Below are 19,933 nucleotides of genomic sequence, written 5' to 3'. Positions count from 1 at the left end.
GCAAATGAAAAATGAATTCATAGAACATCACCTGAATATGAACCGCCGCAAGTTCCTGTCACGCCTCAGTTTAGGCGTAGGCAGTATTGCGCTGGGTTCTTTACTGATCCCGGATATCTTTGGTAAGGGCGGTGCAGATGAGGCGCCGTTTATTCCCGGTATTCCACATTTTGCGCCGAAGGCAAAACGGATTATTTACCTGTTCCAGAATGGCGCGCCGTCGCAGTTGGAGAGCTTTGATTATAAGCCGAAGTTGCGAGAAATGATGGGGCAGGAGCTGCCACCTTCTATCCGCATGGGGCAACGGTTAACCGGGATGACTTCCGGGCAGGCTTCTTTCCCGTTGGTAGGTTCGCACTATGATTTTAAGCAGTATGGCACCTCCCGTGCGTGGATCAGCGACTTGTTTCCGCATACCGCCAAGGTGGTGGATGATATCTGCATTGTAAAGTCGATGTTTACAGAAGCTATCAACCATGACCCGGCGCTTACCTTTTTCCAAACCGGTGCGCAGCAGGGAAACCGCGCCAGCTTTGGCTCCTGGATGAGCTATGGGCTGGGTAGCGAAAATAAGAATCTGCCGGCATTTTGTGTATTACTGTCCCGCGGAAAAGGGAATGGACAGGGCGTATATTCTAAATTATGGTCTAATGGATTTTTAGACAGTATACACCAGGGGGTACAGTTCAGCAGCGGGGAAAGCCCGGTGTTATATCTCAACAATCCTGATGGTATCGACATGGCCAATCGCCGGCAGATGCTGGATCAGCTGGCGGCATTAAATGACCAATCGTACAAGGAATTCGGCGACCCGGAAATCAGCACCAAAATACAGCAATACGAAATGGCATACCGTATGCAAACTGCGGTGCCTGAGCTGACTGATTTGTCGAAGGAGCCGGATGATATTATTAAGTTGTATGGCCCGGATTGCCTGGTACCAGGCACATTTGCGGCTAATTGCCTGTTGTCGAGGAAACTTTCGGAAAGTGGCGTGCGTTTTATACAGCTGTATCACCAGGGCTGGGACCAGCATGGCAACCTGCCTAATGAAATGGCAGGGCAGGCGAAAGATGTAGACCAGGCTTCTGCAGCATTGATCACCGATCTGAAACAACGGGGACTGCTGGATGAAACGCTGGTGATATGGGGAGGAGAGTTTGGCCGTACCAACTACTGCCAGGGTAAAATGTCGGCCGACAATTACGGCCGCGATCACCATCCCCGTTGCTTTTCCATCTGGATGGCAGGAGGAGGCGTAAAGCCAGGTATTGTTTATGGAGAAACAGATGAGTTTGGTTACAACATCATTAAAGATCCGGTACACGTGCATGATTTTCATGCTACCGTGCTGCATCTCATGGGACTTGATCACGAAAAACTAACTTTTAAACACCAGGGTCGCCGTTACCGGCTTACAGATGTTGCCGGTAAAGTACTACCGGGATTAATGGCCTGATAAATCAATTACTATGGAAAGAAGAAAATTCATACAGTCGTCGGCGTTAGTAGCTGCCTCATTTTATATTTCCCGGGATCTTTTTGCCAAACCCAAAGGACCTGTATACGGCCATAACGGGATGCGGTATGCCCTCGATATTAAATGGGGAACGCTGGACAGTAGCCGGTACCCGGTAAAGGATTGCCATGAAATGGTACAGGACAAGAAAGGCCGTATTATCCTGCTGACTAATGAAACCAAGAACAATATTCTCGTCTACAATAAATCCGGCAAACTGCTGGAAAACTGGGGACATGAATTCCCCGGGGCACATGGCCTGACCCTGACGAATGAAAATGGTACTGAGTTTTTATTTATCACCGATACAGAAAAACACCAGGTATATAAAACCACAATGGAGGGCAAGATCTTGCTGACTATCGATTACCCGGCAGAAACCGGCGTATACAAAAAGAAAGAAGAGTTTGTGCCTACCGAAACCACTGTGGCAGCCAATGGCGACTTTTACATTGCAGATGGTTATGGTGCGCAGTATGTAATACGTTATGACCGCAATGGTAAGCTGCTGGGGTATTTCGGTGGCCGCGGCGAAGGTCATGAACACCTGGACAATGCCCACGGTATTTGCGTAGATACCCGCCGCGGCGAACCTACGTTGATCGTGACCGACAGGACCCGCAACAGCTTTAAACGTTTCAGCATGGATGGAAAGCTACAGGAAGTTATCACCTTACCAGGCGCCTGCGTTTGCCGCCCGGTGATCAAAGGAGATCACCTGTATGCGGCGGTGCTTCGCTCGCCAAATATGGATGCAAATGGCAGTGGCTTTGTGACCATCCTGGACAAAGACAATAAGGTAGTATCCAATATTGGCGGTACTGTGCCGGTGTACACCAATGGCCAGTTACAGCCCATGCAGCAGGCAGAAAAAATATTCGTTCATCCGCATGATGTGTGCGTCGATAATGACGAAAACTTATATGTAGCGCAGTGGAATGCCGGGAAAGTATATCCCTATAAACTCAGGAGGGTGTAATGATATTGAAACAGCGCTTTCGTTGGCAGCAAGTGGGTAGTAGCCTGTTATTTGCTGCAAATATTTTTATCCTGTTTTTGCTGGTTTTCAGCAGCCGGTTGGTATTACCGCCCTGGTTGCAGGTATTGGGACGTATGCACCCTTTGTTGTTGCATTTTCCCATTGTGCTGATCATCATTGCAGGTATTTTAACGTTTATCCGTTTGCGGGAGCCGGCAGCAGAAAGCTGGAAGCAACAGCTTACGGCGGCCTTATTACTGGCAGGAGCGCTCAGTGCAGCCGTTACCGTTATCATGGGCTTGTTCCTTTCCACGGAAGATGGCTACCATGGCAGTGGGGAACTGCAATGGCATAAGTGGAGCGGTGTTACCATGCTTTGGCTGGCCTCTGCGCTATATTGGCTGGGACAATCGACTATACCCCGGCTGCTATGGCAGCAGGCAGGCGCCGTGATGACGATCCTGTTACTGGTGATTACCGGGCACCTGGGAGCAGATATTACCCATGGCAACAACTTTGTGCTGGGCCCCGTAATGCCCGCAGGAAAGCCACAGGTACCTTTTGACCAGGCATTGGTATATGAGCATCTGGTGAAACCAGTATTGGAAGAGAAGTGTATGAGTTGCCACAACGCCGGCAAAGCCAAAGGAGAGCTGGCCATGGAACTACCACAGCAATTGCTGAAAGGGGGAAAAAGTGGTAAATTGTTTATAGCGGGCAAGCCGGAGCTGAGTCTGCTCATGGATAGACTCCACCTGCCGCTGGATGCTAAAAAGCATATGCCTCCGGCAGGGAAGCCTCAACTAACACCAGAAGAAACAACACTATTGTATTATTGGATAAAGAGTGGTGCCGATTTCAAAACGAAGGTGGCCACCTTGCCTCCACAAGATAGTTTACGCCTGTTGGCAGCTGCCTTGCTAAAACCGGCTGCTGCCGCTCCAGAAGTATACGATTTTTCTGCCGCCGATGAAAAGTTGGTACAAAAGCTGAACAATAACTACCGCGTTATTTACCCGATAGCCGTGAATGCAGCGCCGCTGGTGGTAAATTGTTATAACAAAGACCAGTTTAATAGCAAGGCAATAGAAGAGCTATTGCCGTTAAAGAAGCAGATCATTGAAATGCACCTGCAGAAAATGCCGGTGCACGACGAGGATTTAAAAACCATTGCGCGGTTCGAGCAACTGCGTGTACTGAATCTCAGTTTCACTAACGTAAAGGGGCAAACGTTATCTGCCCTGGCAAGTTTGCCACACCTGGAAAGTTTATCGCTATCGGGTACCCCGGTTACGCTGGCGCAACTGCAGGTACTGAAATCGGCTACCAGGCTGAAAGAGCTGTACCTGTGGAATACCGCCCTATCGCCGGCCGACCTGGATCGCTTGCAGGCTTCCTTTAAACAGGTAGCAGTGATCAAAGGGTTTGTGAACGATGGCAGCGAATTACTGAAATTGAATCAGCCGCAGGTGGGTAATACTGCCATGGTGTTTGACCAACATATGCAGCTACTGCTTAAACATCCTATCAGGGGAGTGGAAATACGTTATACGACCGATGGTTCCATGCCTGATAGCGCCCATTCACCAGTGTTTAAAGACAGCTTGTTGCTGGAGGGTAGCACTACTATTCGCGTTATCGCCTGTAAGAAAGGCTGGCTGGCCAGCGACCCGCTTCAGGTATCTTTTTATAAATCTACGTATAAGCCTGATAGCGTGATCCTGTTAACGCAGCCCAATAGCAGCTATGCCGCCAGCGGAGCCAAAACCCTCTCGGATGGCCTCAAAGGAGGGCAGGACCAGGGCAATGGAAAATGGCTGGGTTATACCGGCAATAACCTCGAGGCGATGTTGCTGTTTAAGCAACCTGTGTCGGTGCAGTCTGTGTCGGTGGGCATCCTGAGAAGCATCAACGCTTATATCTTCCCGCCTACTAAGGTGGAAGTATGGGGTGGTATGGATGCGCAGCATATGAAATTGCTGAAGCGCATTATCCCGGCTGCAGGTCAGAAAGATGACCCGCTCACGGCCATGAATATTGATTGTACCTTTCCGCACACCACTGTTAGCTGTGTAAAGCTGGTACTAACGCCTATCGATAAGCTGCCGCTATGGCATCCGGGCAAAGGAGGCCATGGCTGGGTATTTGTCGATGAAATTCTTTTAAACTAAAAGCTGCGTAAAAAATAAAAGGAATGTATTAATTTAATACCCATCATTCCACGTATTTTATGCAACAGCTTTCCCGGTGTTTTTTGCTCTTATCAGTGCTGTTAAACAGCATTGTTACCTTTGCACAACAACCACATCCTATAAAAGTAGCCTGTTTAGGTGCCAGCATTTGTGCTGGCGCCGGACTGGCGCATCCGGAAAATGAATCGTACCCGGCACAGCTGGGGCATAAGCTGGGAGCCCGTTACCGGGTAACTAACTACGGCGTAAGCAGCACTACCTTACTGAAAAAGGGGGATTACCCTTATTGGAATACAGATCAGTATAAAGCTGCTCTGGCGGCAGCGCCGGATATTGTACTGATCGACCTGGGAGGTAACGACAGTAAACTGGTAAACAGAATACATCTGGATGAATTTGTATCAGATTATCGGGCATTGATACATGCGTTCAGGGCCTTGCCTTCGCATCCACGCATTTTGTTGCTGCAACCTGTTGTATCATTTGTTACTGATACCAGTCAAATCTGGGACCCGGTGATTACTCAACGCCTTTTACCCAAAGTGCAGCAGGTGGCTTATGAAGAACAGGTGGAGCTGGTAAATATGAACGCCCTGTTGAAAGGCAAGCCAGCCTTACTGCCGGATGGTATCCATCCTAACCTGGAAGGTAATACGCTCATGGCCAAAACCCTGTACGAAGTATTACATACCGGAAGGGACGACGCCTACGATCTTATTGGGCTGTTGAAGCAAGATAAAAGCATCTCTTCTTTTTATGGATATCGTTGTGCCGACTTTCAGTTTGCCGGACATGCCTGTAAGGTAGTAGCGCCGAAGAAACCGGCGTTGGGCCATCCCTGGGTCTGGCGGGCCCGCTTCTGGGGGCATGAGCCGCAGGCAGACATCGCGTTGCTGGAAAGAGGCTTTCATGTGGTGTTTTGCGATGTAGCGGAATTATTTGGCAATGCGGAAGCTATACAGGTGTGGAACCGTTATTATGCCCATCTGCATGAAGCAGGACTGTCCACAAAAGTGGTGATGGAGGGAATGAGCAGGGGAGCGGTATATGTATACAACTGGGCGGCCGTAAATCCGGAGAAGGTGGCTGCAGTATATGTAGATAACCCGGTGCTGGATCTGTGCAGCTGGCCGGGAGGCGCTATACGGCGGGGGAAGGGTAGTAGTGAATGGAACCAGTTTAAACAGGATTATGGGTTGGCGTCGGACAGTGTGGCGCTGCTTTTTAAAGGTAGTCCGTTATACAAAACAAAAGAAATAGTAAAAGGAAAATATCCCCTGTTACATGTATTGGCAGATGCTGATACCGATGTTCCACCGGCAGAGAACACTCTTCCTTTTGAAAGAAAGATAAAAGCATTAAAAGGAAATATAACGGTGATGCATAAACCGGGTTTTGCCCATCATCCGCATAGTTTCCCGGATCCTACGCCCATCGTGGATTTTATCCTGCATGCCGTATATCAATAGGACTTATTGAGCAGCCATTCCAGTTTATACATGCGGCGAAAGGAATCGTAATGCAGTAGTTCTGCATCCCGCTTAAACAGCGCATCCACCTGGTCAGGCAGACTGGCATGTGTGTCGGCAAATGCCTGTTTTATGTTCCAGGTAGTGAGTGCCTGCATAGTGCCATTGGGGGCGGAAAAATAGTATTTAAACTGGTCGGGGGGCCCTTCTTTGGGAGAAGTGGGTTTTTTCCGCTTGTAGAGCAGCAGCTTAGGGTTATTGTTTAATATCTGGTAACTATGATTCCCTTCAATACGGTAAATTTCGCCGGAAGTGAGCTGATAAGCAAAGATATCTTTTTTATAAATGTGTGTGGAGGTGCTCGCAGTACTCACCGTTACATAGCTTTTAGGAGCCAGGGTATACAGCTTTATTTTGGAAGCCTTACCGTTATCCGCGGTATAGCTAAGCTGTTTGTCCAGGTAGTCATTCATAGTACGATAGATGCCTGTGATCTTCTTTTGTGCGCTTAGCGCTGTGCTGATACACATAAAAAGGACCAGGCAGATGGTCTTCTCCCGATGTTTTATAATGCTGCTACAATACTCCATATGACGTTTTATTTGTTTCGGTGTACGGCAATTTTACAAAAACTGTGCTTCATTTAAAATATTATCGCAAAAAAAACGGCAGAAAAAGCTAAAAATGTTGTGGTATAACGGGATTGAAATGTGCAAATTTAGGCGCTTCACAGAAAGTATATTCTATTATTCAAGTAAAAAATCGAAATGAAACCAAGACGTTTCTTCAAAGGTCTGTTTACATTCCTGGTAATTGTGACAGGGGTTGCTGTATTGCCGGCTAAAGGGCAGGTAAATTTTAAAACCAGGCAATGGAGTCTTCAGCTGGATAATTCCGGGAAGATTACCAGTATGAAAAGCCTTGCTTTGCAGCGGGAGTTTCTCTATGCAGATAAAGCAACGGCGTTAATGAGCATCAAAAAGGAGGGGGCTATCCTTCCTTCTCAACGTTGTACCTGGAATCCGAAAAAATCGGAGTTGGTGTTATCTTACCCGCAGGGGGTAACGGCCACCGTAAAAGTGCAGCGCAACGACAGTTATACCAGTTTTGAACTGATCGACCTGACCCCTGCCGAACATGTTGAGCTGGTGTTATGGGGCCCGTATCCCACCACCATAGCAGATACCGTAGGCGAAGTGGTAGGAGTGGTACGTAATAAGGAATTTGCGATCGGTATTCAGGCATTGAACATAAAAACGCTGGGAGGCTACCCTAACGCGGAAAACGATGTAGAACCATCGTACGACATCTTTGAAAGTGGCCATAGAGTGGATGTGACGGCGGACGATATGAACAAGCAATTGTTCAGGGGCGACGTAGCACGGCCAACGGAATATGGGGCTTCATTGCAGGCCTATTGCCGCAATCGCGATAAGGACAGAGTGATTGAGAACTGGGGGCATGCTGCTTACCTGGCGCCCGCCTTTAAAGACGGAGGTGTTGTGGGCAGCAAGATTGCGCTGTTTGGCGTGGCCAATGCAGATGTGCTACCTACCATTTCCCAGATTGAACTAAAGGAAGGATTACCGCATCCTTTACTGGATGGCGAATGGGGTAAACAGGCCAGCCATGCTTCTGAATCGTACCTGATCATGGATTTTGGCGTAGATAACCTGCCGGCAGCGATAGCGGCTACCAAACAGGCTGGTCTCCGTTATCTTTATCATGGCGACCCCTTTGATACCTGGGGGCACTTCAAACTGCATGCAAAGGAGTTTCCGCAGAACTGGGCAAGCATGAAGCAATGTGTGGAAACAGCGAAGGCAGCGGGTGTACGGCTGGGTGTACATACTTTATCCAACTTTATTACTACCAACGACCCTTATGTAACGCCGGTACCTGATCCGCGGTTGGGCAAAGTGGGCTATTCAAGGCTTAGCCAGTCGATCGATGCCAACACAAAAGAGATTGGTATTGAAGACCCGGTTTTCTTTAATCAATTTCAAAATAATACGTTGAAGTCGGTCGTTGTTGGTAGTGAAATTATCCGTTATGGAAGTGTATCTGCTGCTGCTCCGTGGAAATTACTGGATTGTCAGCGTGGAGCCTTTGGTACTCATGCGGCCGCACATCAGCAAAATGATAGCATAGGGAAATTGATAGATCATGCTTACAAAGTATTCCTTACCGATTATGCGCTGGAGGAAGAAATGGCGACTACCATTGCCAATCTTTTCAATGAAACAGGCCTCATGCAGATTTCTTTCGACGGGCTTGAAGGATGTTTATCCTCCGGCATGGGACAATACGCCCGGCAGTTATTTACTAAAACATGGTACGATCATCTGAAGCCTGAGTTAAAAGGGAAAGTGATCAATGATGCCAGCACGCCGGGTCACTACTTCTGGCATATTTATACCCGGATGAACTGGGGAGAGCCCTGGTACGCGGGTTTCCGGGAGAGTCAGTTACAATTGCGCCTCAAGAACCAGCAGTTCTTCCGCCGCAACCTGATGCCATCTATGTTGGGCTGGTTCAGTCTGCGTCCGGAAACCACGCCGGAAGATATAGAATGGATGCTTGCCATGGCGGCAGGATACAATGCTGGCTTCGGACTGTCGACCAGCCTGGAAACGTTGCAGAAACACGGTAAAAAAGACGAGGTGCTTGGATTGATTAAAACCTGGGAACAGGCGCGTATGCAACATATTTTCAGTGAAGCCCAGCAAGCGCAGATGCGGAGCCTTAAGCATGAATTCCACCTGGAGATGACAGGGGCGAATGAATACCGGCTAACGCCAGTTTACAATGCTTACTTCAAGCATAGTCAACAAATGAAACAACCCGGAGAACCTGTTTTTTCTACATTTCAGTTCAATAACCCTGCAGGTAGCCAACCCGTTTCTTTTATTATTTCTCTCGCTGGCGGCAAGGATTTTGATCCCGACGTTACCTTCGATCAGATATCCATCGCCATCAATCATCAGGATGCCCTGGTGTTGCCGGTAAGCCTGAAAAGAAACCAATTCCTGAAATGTGATGGTAAAGTAGTGAAGTTGTATAACAAGCAATGGCAGGTGATACAAACGGTAGAACTGAGTAAGCCCTTGCCAGTGCTATCTGATAACGCCAATGAAATTGTTTTTGACGGGAAGTATTCCGGAGAAAATGGGGCAGATGTGAAGCTCGAGATACGTGCTAGTGGCGCTCCGGAGGTGATTCACGCAGGTCGCCGGGATTGAGCAATAAATGTGTTTTCATTAACAAGGCTGACCAAACAGGTCAGCCTTGTACGTTATATAAGATTCTAATAGCATCATTATTTACCAATCTCAAACGCGCCGCCTTTCATCAGGTCTTCATGCCGCAGTACCAATGCCGAATACGGCTTACCATTTCTTTTAACCCCGGGTTGAGTACTGGTTGTCAGCGTAGTTACCGTGTTATGCCCGGTATGAATGACAACGCGATCAAATGAAGGGACAGTCAGTGCATATTCTGGTGCTACGGGGTTGACCGGGTAAAATCCCATAGCTGCAAATACATACCAGGCGCTGATCTGGCCGGCGTCGTCGTTGCCGCAAAGTCCGCCGGGCCCTTCGTCATATTCATTGGCCAGTATTTCCCGGACGCGGGCAGCTGTTTTCGCACGGTTGTTGACGTAGTTGTATAAAAATGGAATCTGTTGTCCCGGTTCATTACCATGCCAGTATTCTTTTTTGATAAAGAGACTGTCGAGCGCCTCTTCAAATTTGGCCGCGCCGCCAGTGAGGCGGATCAGGCCGGGTACATCCTGTGGTACATAAAAGCCATATTGACGGGGCGTACCTTCTGTTATAAAGAAAAGTTTCTGATCGCGGTTAGGGTGTTTATACCAGCTGCCATTGGCGTAGCGGCCATTTACATCGCCCAGTGCTGTGTCGAATACATGCGCATAGTTTTGGGCGCGTTGCTGCAGGGCGCGATAGTCATCGTTTTTATGTAGCGCCTTTGCTATGGTCGATAACGCATAATCATCGAAAGCATATTCCAGGGTACGCGACACCTGCTCTTTGTTGTGGAAGGCAAAGGGCACAGCATCTTCCAACGGCACATAGCCATATTGCAGGTAGGAGGCCAGGGCTCTGCGGCCTTTACCCTGTTGATAATCGGCTGGTGCGGCCGTATCGAAAGCATTTTGGCGCATGAGGCGATAGGCCGCTGCTACATCATAGTCACGCATCCCTTTGTTATAGGCCGATGCAATAAAGGCGATGGCATGGTCGCCGATCATGGCGGCAGTATAGTTGTTCCAACAAGGGAAGATGGGCAGCCAGCCTCCCTGTTGTCCTTTCAGGATCAGCGAGCGTACGAAATCGTTGACCAGCTCGGGGTGTAGGATCTCGTATAGTGGTAACTGTGCCCGGTAAATATCCCACATGGAAAAATCGTCGTAGTAATTACCTGTCGCCAGTTGTTTTACCTCGTAGGATTGGGAGAAGGCAGGGTAGGTGCCTTTAACGTCGTTAAAAAGACGGGGATGCTGCATGGTATGATACAGGGCGGTATAAAATATTTTTTTGGTTTTTTCTTGAGATCCATCCACGATGATTTTATTCAATGCCTGGTTCCAGGCATCGTTGCCTGCTTTGGTGACTGCCTTAAAATCCCAGTGATTGATTTCGGCGCGGAGGTTTTCGCGGGCCGCGGCAATACTGGTAAAGGAGGTGCCAATGCGTACTTTGAGGATGCTGCCTTTATGCACTTTGAACTTAACGATGCTGCCAATGCCCGGTTGCGATTCCATGCTGCGGGCCTCCAGTAGCGTGGAATCATGGAATACCTTTGGTGCTTCAAAGCTTTCTTCAAATTGTACCACAAAATAGCCACTGAAGCCGGCGGGTTGTCCTTGTCCCTGGTAAATGCGATAGGCCGGATTATAGCCGCTGATCTCGTGTTGCCCGGGATCGATATATACCGCGCCTTTGCCACGGTCGCTGTTGGGGCGTATAATAAAGTAGCAATCGTCGTCCTGGTCGAAGCTGAATTGCATCATGCTGCAGCGGGCTGTGGCAGATACTTCTGCTTTCAGGTGATATTGAGGCAGCGTAATGCCGTAATAAGCTGGGGTGGCGACTTCACCGGCATGTGAGAACGTTGTAGCGTAGTCGTTAGGTTGTGTTTTCGGTGCACCGCAAATGGGCATGATGGTAAAGCTGCCATAGTCCTGGGTGCAGGAGCCGCTGAGCCAGTGCGTGCCCCGGAAGCCGCTGAAAAGGTTGTCTTTGTAATAATAAGGAGCCACGCATTTTTGCTCGGTGAGCCGCGTTTGTGGCGTCCACTGCGTCATTCCAAATGGAGTGCCCACCGCCGGGATGGTATTGGCCAGTTGTTCTGTGCCTGCGCCATGTTTGATGGCGGTCAGCGTAGTACTGTTGGCTGTACCGGTCAACGGATTTACATAAGGTACCAGGTCCCGCTGTTGTGCGATGGAGGATAAGGTAGTCAGCGAAGAAAAGAAGAGTATATAAAAGAATGGACGCATTACGGATTCATTTAACTTTGGCTATCCCAATAAAAATAATAAACTATTATGACCAATAAAATAAAAGTGTTGGCTATTTGCGGCAGCACGCGACAATCATCATCCAATCATAATATTATCAAGGCTTTTACGGCTTTAAGCAGCGATATTTTTGACGTACGGTTATACGATGGACTTACTCATTTGCCGCATTTTAATCCTGATGAAGATCTGGCGCCTGACGACGCGCCTGCGGCGGTACAGGATTTTCGCCGGCAGTTGGAGCTGGCCGATGCTGTATTGATCAGCACACCGGAATATGCTATTGGCGTACCGGGTACGCTCAAGAATGCAATTGACTGGACCGTGTCTTCCATGCATTTTTCAAAGAAGCCAGTGGCGCTGATTACCGCCGGTACCTCCGGCCATAAGGCGCATCAGTCGCTGTTAGGAACGCTGTTGATTATTGAATCGCGGATCAGTGAAGATACGCAGGTGGTGGTATCGTCGGTGAGGACTAAAGTCAATGACCAGGGTGTGATTACTGATGAGGTAACGCTGACGGCCGTACGTAAATTGATACAATCCCTGGCAGGATTGACAGATGGTAGCGTTACTGCCTGTTTGCCGCCACCGTCGTTGTTTTAACGAGCAGAAAGCTTAAAGCCGAAAGCAAAAAGCTATTGAAGAGGATGACCAGAGCGGGTATTATGTCCGCTAACATCATTCGCTTCAATAGCTTTTTGCTTTCGGCTTTAAGCTTTTCGCTTTTAGTTAACCGTAAACTGTTTGTTTTCCGTAATGCCTTTCCAGTTATCTGTACGGAAGGGCGCTGCCGGGAATCCTTCCTTATTAAACAGGTTGTCTTCTATATTATCGTCGGCCCAGCCATAGCGTACTGCTACGGGGGTAGTCACTTCATCGCAGGATACAATTACTTTATCACCGTTTACATAGGCTTTGGCGTAGTGGAATTGCTGATCGGCGCCGGCGATTTCAAATCCGCGGATATAGCCGTATTTATCTTTTACCACCAGGCCGGAACCGATGCTGGTAAAGCTGAGTTGGGCTTTGTTGCCGTTGATCTGCATAGATTGGAATACAGGTCCGCTATATACGATGTTTTGTCCGTAAGTGTTGTGAAGCGCTACGGCGGCGAGGCGTTTACCTACATCCTGTTTATTCCGGGGATGTATATCTTTCGGATCGCCTACGTCGGTAATCACCGCCATACCAGTATTAGGCAGCTGGAGCGTAAGGGTTTGGGCTTCGCGGAGCTCAGCCCAGTCGCTCCCTTTCTGGCTGTTACCATTGTTGGCGTTGAAGCTGGCCAGCTGAACGAAATAGAACGGGAAATCGCCCTGGTTCCACAGGCGGCGCCAGTCGGTGATCATCAGCGGAAATGCTTTCCGGTACTGGTAAGCGCGCCCGGCATTGGTTTCTCCCTGGTACCAGATGGCCCCTTTGATGGCGAAAGGCAGGATGGGGTGTATCATGGCGTTATATAACAGGGAGGGGTAGCTGTTGGGCCCCACGCTTTTTTCAGGTGAAATGGCTGATGCAATCCGGAAGGCCCAGTCGCCGGCCAGTGGTTGCTGGTGATCATCTACCTTGATAAAGATATTGGCGGCTTCGCCATAGAATCCGCCGCCACCGGCATTATCTTCTATTTTAACGGCAATCACGTTGTTACCGGCTTTTAATACCCCAGCGGGGACCTGGTAGGTGCGCGCTGAATTATAAGAATTGGTATTGCCTACCGGTGTACCGTTGATATAGGTAACATCATTGTCATCTATCGTGCCCAGGCTGAGTACTGCAGCTTTCCCGGCGTCGGCAGCATCAATGTTAAAGCTGCGTCGGAACCAAACTACCCCATCGAAGTTGGGGAGCTGTTGCTCTTCCCACAGGCCGGGGACTTTCATTTTCTTCCAGGCCTGGTCGTCGGTATTCACGGAAGACCAGGACGCAGCGGTAGCTGCGTCGGGGAGACTCCCCTGTACCTTTTGAATTAATTGAACTTGTTTTGCTTTTGCTACGCTGGAAAGGGAGTCGATGTTGAGCACCGGTAAATCTTTCATCAGGTCGCGGAACGTTTCACTGCCAGCCATACCATCTCGGCTGATCCACGTTTCCACCATGGTGCCTCCCCAGGAGGTATGGATCAGGCCAATAGGCACATGCAGCTGTGCCTGCAGGGTTCGGGCAAAGAAGTAGCCTACTGCCGTGAAGTTGCCGGTAGTAGCAGGATCTGCCGCTTTCCAGGCGCTTGCTTTTACATCGCTTTGGGGTGTAATGGCTATATCTTTCGGTAAATAAAAATGACGGATATTGGGGTTGGCGGACGCGGCTTCCTCGGCAGCAGCGTTAATCACGCCATTTACCTGGAATTCCATGTTCGATTGCCCGCTGCATACCCACACATCGCCCATCAGGATATCGTGCAGAGTGATGGTGTTATTGCCTTTAAAAGAAAGACTGTAAGGGCCTCCTGCGGTTTCAGGTTGAAGGAGCACTTTCCATTGACCGTTTTTATCTGCTTTTATGGTTTTAACCTGGTCGTGGAACCGGATAGTAATTTTTTCATTTTTATCGGCCCAGCCCCATACCGGGATGGGTTTATCACGCTGTAGCACCATATTATCCCCGAATATATTGGGCAAACGAACGGTGGCAAAACTGGCAGTGCTGATCATGGCAGCCGCCAATAAAAGAACTGTTTTTTTCATGATGTCGGTATTGTCTGTATAAAGAAAGGAGGGTAACTCCGTGGAATCGCGCCTATAAATGTAGCAAACACAAATTTCATATTTATATTTTTTTTGTTGGCCGTCAACAGGGGCTTAAAAAGATATAAAACTAACAGGCAATAGTGTAACAAGACCGGCCTGGGGGCGGCGTAGCTTTGCATTAAATCGAATAAATTATGTCAACCGCTATATCAATGCAACCTATTGCACACACGAAACGCCCGGTAAAAGAAACCTTCCCCGTACTGGAAATGACCTGCGCAGCCTGTGCTGTCAGCGTAGAATCTATGTTGAAATCTGTGCCCGGCGTGGCGGATGCCGGCGTTAACTTCGCCAACCAGAGCGCCTGGGTAGAATACGACCCGGGAGCTGTTACCCCCGAGCAGCTGCAACAAAGTGTACGCAGCGTGGGGTACGATCTGCTGATTGATAAGGAAAACCAGGAAGAAGAACAGGCCAACGCCCAGCAAAAGCATTACCGACAGGTGAAACAACGTACCATCTGGTCAGCCATATTATCGTTGCCTGTAGTCATTATCGGTATGTTTTTCATGGATATGCCCTATGGTAATTACATTATGATGGCCCTGGCTACGCCGGTGGTATTTTTCCTGGGCCGCCACTTTTTTGTGAACGCCTGGAAGCAGGCCCGCCATGGCAAAGCCAATATGGACACGCTGGTGGCGTTGAGCACCGGTATCGCCTGGATATTCAGTACTTTCAACACCTTTTACCCTGAGTTTTGGCACCAGCGCGGCTTGCATGCCCACGTATATTTCGAGGCAGCGGCAGTAGTCATTGCATTTATTTCTCTCGGGAAATTACTGGAAGAAAAAGCAAAATCCAATACCTCTTCTGCCATCAAAAAGCTGATGGGATTACAACCTAAAACCGTGCTGCTGGTAGGCGCCGATGGCCATACCACCGAAGTGCCCATTGCACAGGTAAAAGTAAATGACCTGTTGCTGGTAAAGCCAGGTGAAAAAATTCCCGTAGATGGTAAAGTAGATAATGGTAGTTCGTATATAGATGAAAGTATGATCACCGGTGAACCGGTACCGGTGGCTAAAAAGGCCGGAGATCCGGTGTTTGCAGGGACTATTAACCAGAAAGGCAGCTTCAGGTTCAGGGCTGAGAAAGTGGGCGCCAATACCCTCCTGGCCCAGATCATTAAGATGGTGCAGGAAGCCCAGGGGAGCAAAGCCCCGGTACAGAAGCTGGTAGACCGCATCGCCGGCATCTTTGTACCAGTAGTTATTGGCATCGCTATACTGACCTTTACTACCTGGATGGTATTGGGCGGCGATAATGCCTTTACCCATGCGTTACTGACCGCGGTGACCGTATTAGTAATCGCCTGTCCTTGTGCTCTGGGTCTGGCTACACCTACCGCCATTATGGTAGGCGTAGGAAAGGGTGCAGAAAATAATATCCTGATCCGCGATGCAGAAAGCCTGGAGCTGGCCCATAAAGTAGATGTGTTGATACTGGATAAAACCGGTACCATTACCGAAGGAAAACCGGTGGTAACCGATGTTCTCGACTATACCGGCGAGGAAGCTGCCTGGTCAGTATTATATGCCCTGGAACGTCAGTCTGAGCACCCGCTGGCCGAAGCTATTGTATCTCATCTCGCTGGAAAAAACATACAGCCGGTAACGTTACCCCATTTCGAAAGCATTACCGGGCAGGGGGTAGAAGCCCGTTATCAAAACCGTACCTGGTATGCAGGTAACCATAAACTGATGACCAGTCGCCAGGTGGTGATCAGCGATGCTACTGCCGCCAGTGCCAGCGCTTTACAGGCTGCCGCCAAAACCGTGATCTACTTTGCTTCCGGTACCACCCTACTGGCAGTGATAGCCATTGCCGATAAAGTGAAAGCCACTTCCAAGACAGCCATTGAAACCCTGCAACGTAGCGGTATCGAGGTATATATGCTTACCGGTGATAACGCCCATACTGCCGCCGCAGTAGCGCAGCAAACAGGTATTAAACACTACCGGGCGGAAGTGCTGCCGGCCCTCAAGGCGGCCTTTGTTAAAGAGTTGCAGCAGGCAGGTAAAGTAGTGGCCATGGCCGGCGATGGTATCAACGACTCCCAGGCACTGGCGCAGGCAGATGTAAGCATCGCCATGGGTAAAGGGTCTGATATCGCGATGGACGTGGCTAAGATGACGCTCATCACCTCCGACCTGAATAGTATTCCCAGGGCCCTGAAATTATCCGGAAAAACAGTCCGCACCATTAAACAAAATCTCTTCTGGGCGTTTATATATAACATCATCGGGATACCGATAGCTGCAGGCGTATTATTCCCCATCAACGGGTTCCTGCTGGATCCTATGATTGCCGGAGCCGCTATGGCACTAAGTTCTGTGAGTGTGGTAAGTAATAGCCTGCGATTGAAAGCCGCTAAATTATAGGCCGGTAATTATATAAAACGAAACATGAATTATATAACGATATGCCCCCCGGGTCGAAGTAATTTTACATCATCAATAAATCAATCACCATATAAAAAAAGTATATCATGGAAACGACTCAATTCAAAACCAATATCAAATGTTCAGGATGTATAGCCACTGTAACCCCCGTATTAAACAGCCTGGTTGGCGAGGATAACTGGGAAGTAGATCTGCAGAGCCCTGATAAGGTGCTAACCATCGCCAAAGAAAATATCGATAAGAGCGAAGTACGCAACGCCATAGAAAAGGCAGGCTATAAAGCAGAAGCACTGGCATAAAGTAAAACAGCCGCCGGCATCATTCATTCAACATTAAAACTGATCATATGAAAAAGATATTATTGACAGGTATAGCACTGGTAGCAGCATTTTTACAACCCGGTATGGCACAGGATCGCCCTGTATCCAAACAATTATCGCCTCTGCTGACGGAGTATTACAATATTAAAGATGCGCTGATTGGCAGCAATGCCGGTACGGCGTCCGCAGAAGCTGCGGCCTTTGTGAAAACTGCCGCCGCCATTGATATGAACAGTATGCCTGCGGCTGCACATGATGCTTATATGCCACTTTCTGCTAAGCTGGTGGCCGACGCACAGGCGATTGCCGATACCAAAGATATCAGCAAACAACGGGCTTCCTTTAAAACATTTTCCGACAACTTTTATCAACTGGCAAAAGCAGTATCTTTATCTGCTCAACCAGTATACCAGGAATACTGCCCCATGAAAAAGGCCTACTGGTTAAGCAGCAGCAATGCTATCAAAAATCCTTACTTCGGCAACCAGATGCTGACCTGCGGAAAAGTAAGCGATACCATTCAGTAGTTTTTTAATTTCCATCATGAGAGCACTATTTTTGTATATCACCTTTATGAGCCTGTGTAGCATTGCCGCCGCACAGGCTTCTTTGAACCAGCCACCCCGCGTGGTACGCTACGACCTCTATGTAGGCGATACCATGGTAAATTATTCCGGTAAACACAGTCACGCACTGGCCATTAATGGATCTATACCCGGACCCACCCTGGAATTTACCGAAGGCGACACCGCCGAAATTTATGTACACAACACCCTCAAGGGTGAAACCTCTATCCACTGGCACGGTGTCATCCTGCCCAACCAGGAAGATGGCGTATCTTACCTGACCACCCAGCCCATCAAAGGCGGGCAAACACATAAGTTCCGTTTCCCGATTGTGCAACATGGAACCTACTGGTATCACAGCCATACCATGTTCCAGGAGCAGAGCGGTATGTATGGTGCGCTGATCTTCCATAAAAAAAACGAAATTCCCGGTAAAGAATATACGTTGTTACTCAGCGACTGGACCGATATGCATCCACATACAGTAAACCGTTATCTGCACAATGCCAACGACTGGTTTGCCATTAAGAAAGGATCTGTGCAAAGCTATACAGAGGCAATACAACACAAACATTTCGGCACCAAAGTGACCAACGAATGGAAACGTATGAACGCCATGGATGTGAGCGATGTATACTATAACCGTTTCCTGACCAATGGCAAAGCAAGTAATGAAGCCCCGCAGTTTAAAGCAGGCGACAAAGTAAGGTTGCGGGTGATTAACGGGAGCTCTTCCACCTATTTCTGGCTCCACTATGCCGGAGGTAAAATAAAAGTCATAGCCAACGATGGCGCAGAAGTAGTACCCGTAGAAGTAGACCGGCTCATCGTGGGTGTATCAGAAACTTATGATGTAGAAGTGACCATCCCCGACAACATGCAGTACGAATTTATGGCCACCGCGGAAGACCGCACCGGCTCTACTTCCCTGTGGCTGGGCCAGGGTATGAAAATGACCGCTAAACCACTACCACGCCTCAAATACTTCGAGGGTATGAAGATGATGAACGACATGATGAAGATGAATGGCAACCTCGATACCAGCGGTGGTATGCAGATGACCAACCAGGAAATGGATATGAATACCGTGATGTATCCTGAAATAACCGGGGAAGAAAAGCCAGTGTCTATGTCACACGATATGCATGGCATGCAAATGGACAGCAGCACTGGGGACATCGTAACTCTCAACTATGGCATGCTGCGGGCGCCGGAGAAAACCACGCTGCCGCCGGGGCCGGTGAAGCTGCTGGAATTTGAACTAACGGGCAATATGAATCGTTATGTATGGAGTATCAATAACAAAACCGTATCAGAGACAGATAAGATCCTGATTAAAAAAGGAGAGATTGTGCGTATTGTGCTATACAACAACACCATGATGCGGCACCCGATGCATCTGCACGGGCACTTCTTCCGGGTACTGAACGGCCAGGGTGAATATTCGCCGCTGAAAACTGTACTGGACATTATGCCGATGGAAAAAGATACGATTGAGTTTGCCGCAACGGAAAGTGGCGATTGGTTTTTTCACTGTCATATCCTATATCATATGATGAGCGGAATGGGAAGGGTGTTCAGCTATGAAGATTCGCCTCCCAATCCACAGGTACCGGATCCTGCGATGGCTTACCGCATGCTGAAAAAAGATGACCGCATGCTGCACACGATGGCAAGAGTGGGACTGGAAAGTACCGGTAGTGATGGAGAGATCATGGTGGCCAATACGCGTTACCGTTTATCCACCGAGTGGAGGCTGGGATTAAATGACCGTCATGGTTATGAGAGTGAAAGCCATTTTGGACGTTACCTGGGAAAAATGCAGTGGCTGTTTCCTTACATCGGTTGGGATGTGCGCTACCGTAAGATGCATGAAGCAGAAAAGAATTTATTCGGACAAAGTAATACGAAAGATTTCAGGCAGGTATTTCATGTGGGCCTGGAATATACACTGCCCATGCTGATTGTAGCCGATGCATCGGTAGATACCGATGGCCGGGTACGGTTCCAGCTGATGCGCGACGATGTGCCGGTAACCAAACGTTTGCGGTTTAGTTTCATGGTCAATACCGACAAGGAATATATGGCCGGATTCCGTTATATCGTTACCCGGAACTTTGCTTTTTCAACACATTATGATAGTGATATGGGACTTGGAGCGGGAATCACTTTAAGCTATTAATTTTTT

Annotated in this window: 13 protein-coding genes; 10 read left to right on the top strand and 3 right to left on the bottom strand. The window is 48.6% G+C overall.

The annotated features are described in order from the left end of the window. Positions 1-4: 4 nt before the first annotated feature. The 4 genes from HGH90_RS03165 to HGH90_RS03150 are packed head-to-tail and all read left to right on the top strand — an operon-like array spanning position 5 to position 6,159. Positions 5-1,459: a DUF1501 domain-containing protein gene (locus HGH90_RS03165; RefSeq protein ID WP_168763554.1), complete on the top strand. Its 1,455-nt coding sequence runs from the start codon at positions 5-7 to the stop codon at positions 1,457-1,459. 13 nt (positions 1,460-1,472) lie between these two features. After that, on the top strand, positions 1,473-2,498 hold the full coding sequence (locus HGH90_RS03160; RefSeq protein WP_169190378.1) for a 6-bladed beta-propeller: 1,026 nt from the start codon (positions 1,473-1,475) through the stop codon (positions 2,496-2,498). Continuing rightward, complete coding sequence (locus HGH90_RS03155) at positions 2,498-4,669, top strand: c-type cytochrome domain-containing protein (protein WP_169190377.1); 2,172 nt, start codon at positions 2,498-2,500, stop codon at positions 4,667-4,669. The genes HGH90_RS03160 and HGH90_RS03155 overlap by 1 nt, the downstream gene beginning before the upstream one ends. A 59-nt stretch (positions 4,670-4,728) precedes the next feature. Further along, positions 4,729-6,159: a GDSL-type esterase/lipase family protein gene (locus HGH90_RS03150; protein ID WP_168763551.1), complete on the top strand. Its 1,431-nt coding sequence runs from the start codon at positions 4,729-4,731 to the stop codon at positions 6,157-6,159. On the opposite strand, the gene HGH90_RS03145 is transcribed toward HGH90_RS03150, so the two are convergent. Then, complete coding sequence (locus HGH90_RS03145; RefSeq protein WP_168763550.1) at positions 6,153-6,749, bottom strand: hypothetical protein; 597 nt, start codon at positions 6,747-6,749, stop codon at positions 6,153-6,155. The two genes, HGH90_RS03150 and HGH90_RS03145, sit on opposite strands and share 7 nt — an antisense overlap. Before the next feature lie 177 nt (positions 6,750-6,926). Between HGH90_RS03145 and HGH90_RS03140 the strand changes: the two genes are divergently transcribed. Then, the gene (locus HGH90_RS03140; protein WP_169190376.1) at positions 6,927-9,401 is read left to right on the top strand and encodes a hypothetical protein; all 2,475 of its coding nucleotides are present in this window, start codon (positions 6,927-6,929) and stop codon (positions 9,399-9,401) included. Between the two features lie 77 nt (positions 9,402-9,478). On the opposite strand, the gene HGH90_RS03135 is transcribed toward HGH90_RS03140, so the two are convergent. Then, complete coding sequence (locus tag HGH90_RS03135; RefSeq protein WP_169190375.1) at positions 9,479-11,683, bottom strand: GH92 family glycosyl hydrolase; 2,205 nt, start codon at positions 11,681-11,683, stop codon at positions 9,479-9,481. A 48-nt stretch (positions 11,684-11,731) separates the two neighbouring features. On the opposite strand from HGH90_RS03135, the gene HGH90_RS03130 reads away from it, so the two are divergent. Further along, positions 11,732-12,310: an NADPH-dependent FMN reductase gene (locus HGH90_RS03130; protein WP_168763547.1), complete on the top strand. Its 579-nt coding sequence runs from the start codon at positions 11,732-11,734 to the stop codon at positions 12,308-12,310. A gap of 122 nt (positions 12,311-12,432) precedes the next feature. On the opposite strand, the gene HGH90_RS03125 is transcribed toward HGH90_RS03130, so the two are convergent. Further along, positions 12,433-14,391, bottom strand: a complete 1,959-nt coding sequence (locus HGH90_RS03125; protein ID WP_169190374.1) for a sialate O-acetylesterase — start codon at positions 14,389-14,391, stop codon at positions 12,433-12,435. A gap of 197 nt (positions 14,392-14,588) precedes the next feature. Here HGH90_RS03125 and HGH90_RS03120 point away from each other — a divergent pair, with 197 nt between their 5' ends. The 4 genes from HGH90_RS03120 to HGH90_RS03105 all read left to right on the top strand — a co-directional run bounded on the left by HGH90_RS03120 (position 14,589) and on the right by HGH90_RS03105 (position 19,927). Then, positions 14,589-16,838, top strand: a complete 2,250-nt coding sequence (locus HGH90_RS03120; RefSeq protein ID WP_169190373.1) for a heavy metal translocating P-type ATPase — start codon at positions 14,589-14,591, stop codon at positions 16,836-16,838. Positions 16,839-16,945: 107 nt separating this feature from the next. After that, positions 16,946-17,158, top strand: coding sequence for a heavy-metal-associated domain-containing protein (locus HGH90_RS03115; RefSeq protein ID WP_168763544.1), 213 nt, complete (start codon positions 16,946-16,948; stop codon positions 17,156-17,158). 47 nt (positions 17,159-17,205) lie between these two features. Continuing rightward, the gene (locus HGH90_RS03110) at positions 17,206-17,706 is read left to right on the top strand and encodes a DUF3347 domain-containing protein (RefSeq protein ID WP_168763543.1); all 501 of its coding nucleotides are present in this window, start codon (positions 17,206-17,208) and stop codon (positions 17,704-17,706) included. A gap of 16 nt (positions 17,707-17,722) precedes the next feature. Next, positions 17,723-19,927 carry a multicopper oxidase domain-containing protein gene (locus tag HGH90_RS03105; RefSeq protein ID WP_169190372.1) on the top strand — a complete coding sequence of 735 codons (2,205 nt, stop codon included), beginning with the start codon at positions 17,723-17,725 and terminating at the stop codon, positions 19,925-19,927. Positions 19,928-19,933 lie beyond the last annotated feature (6 nt).

This window comes from Chitinophaga sp. Ak27, from assembly GCF_012726295.1.
In the GTDB taxonomy this organism is placed as follows: domain Bacteria; phylum Bacteroidota; class Bacteroidia; order Chitinophagales; family Chitinophagaceae; genus Chitinophaga.
Note: the sequence above shows the minus strand (reverse complement) of the source record. Positions and strands in the feature narration are given on the sequence as shown.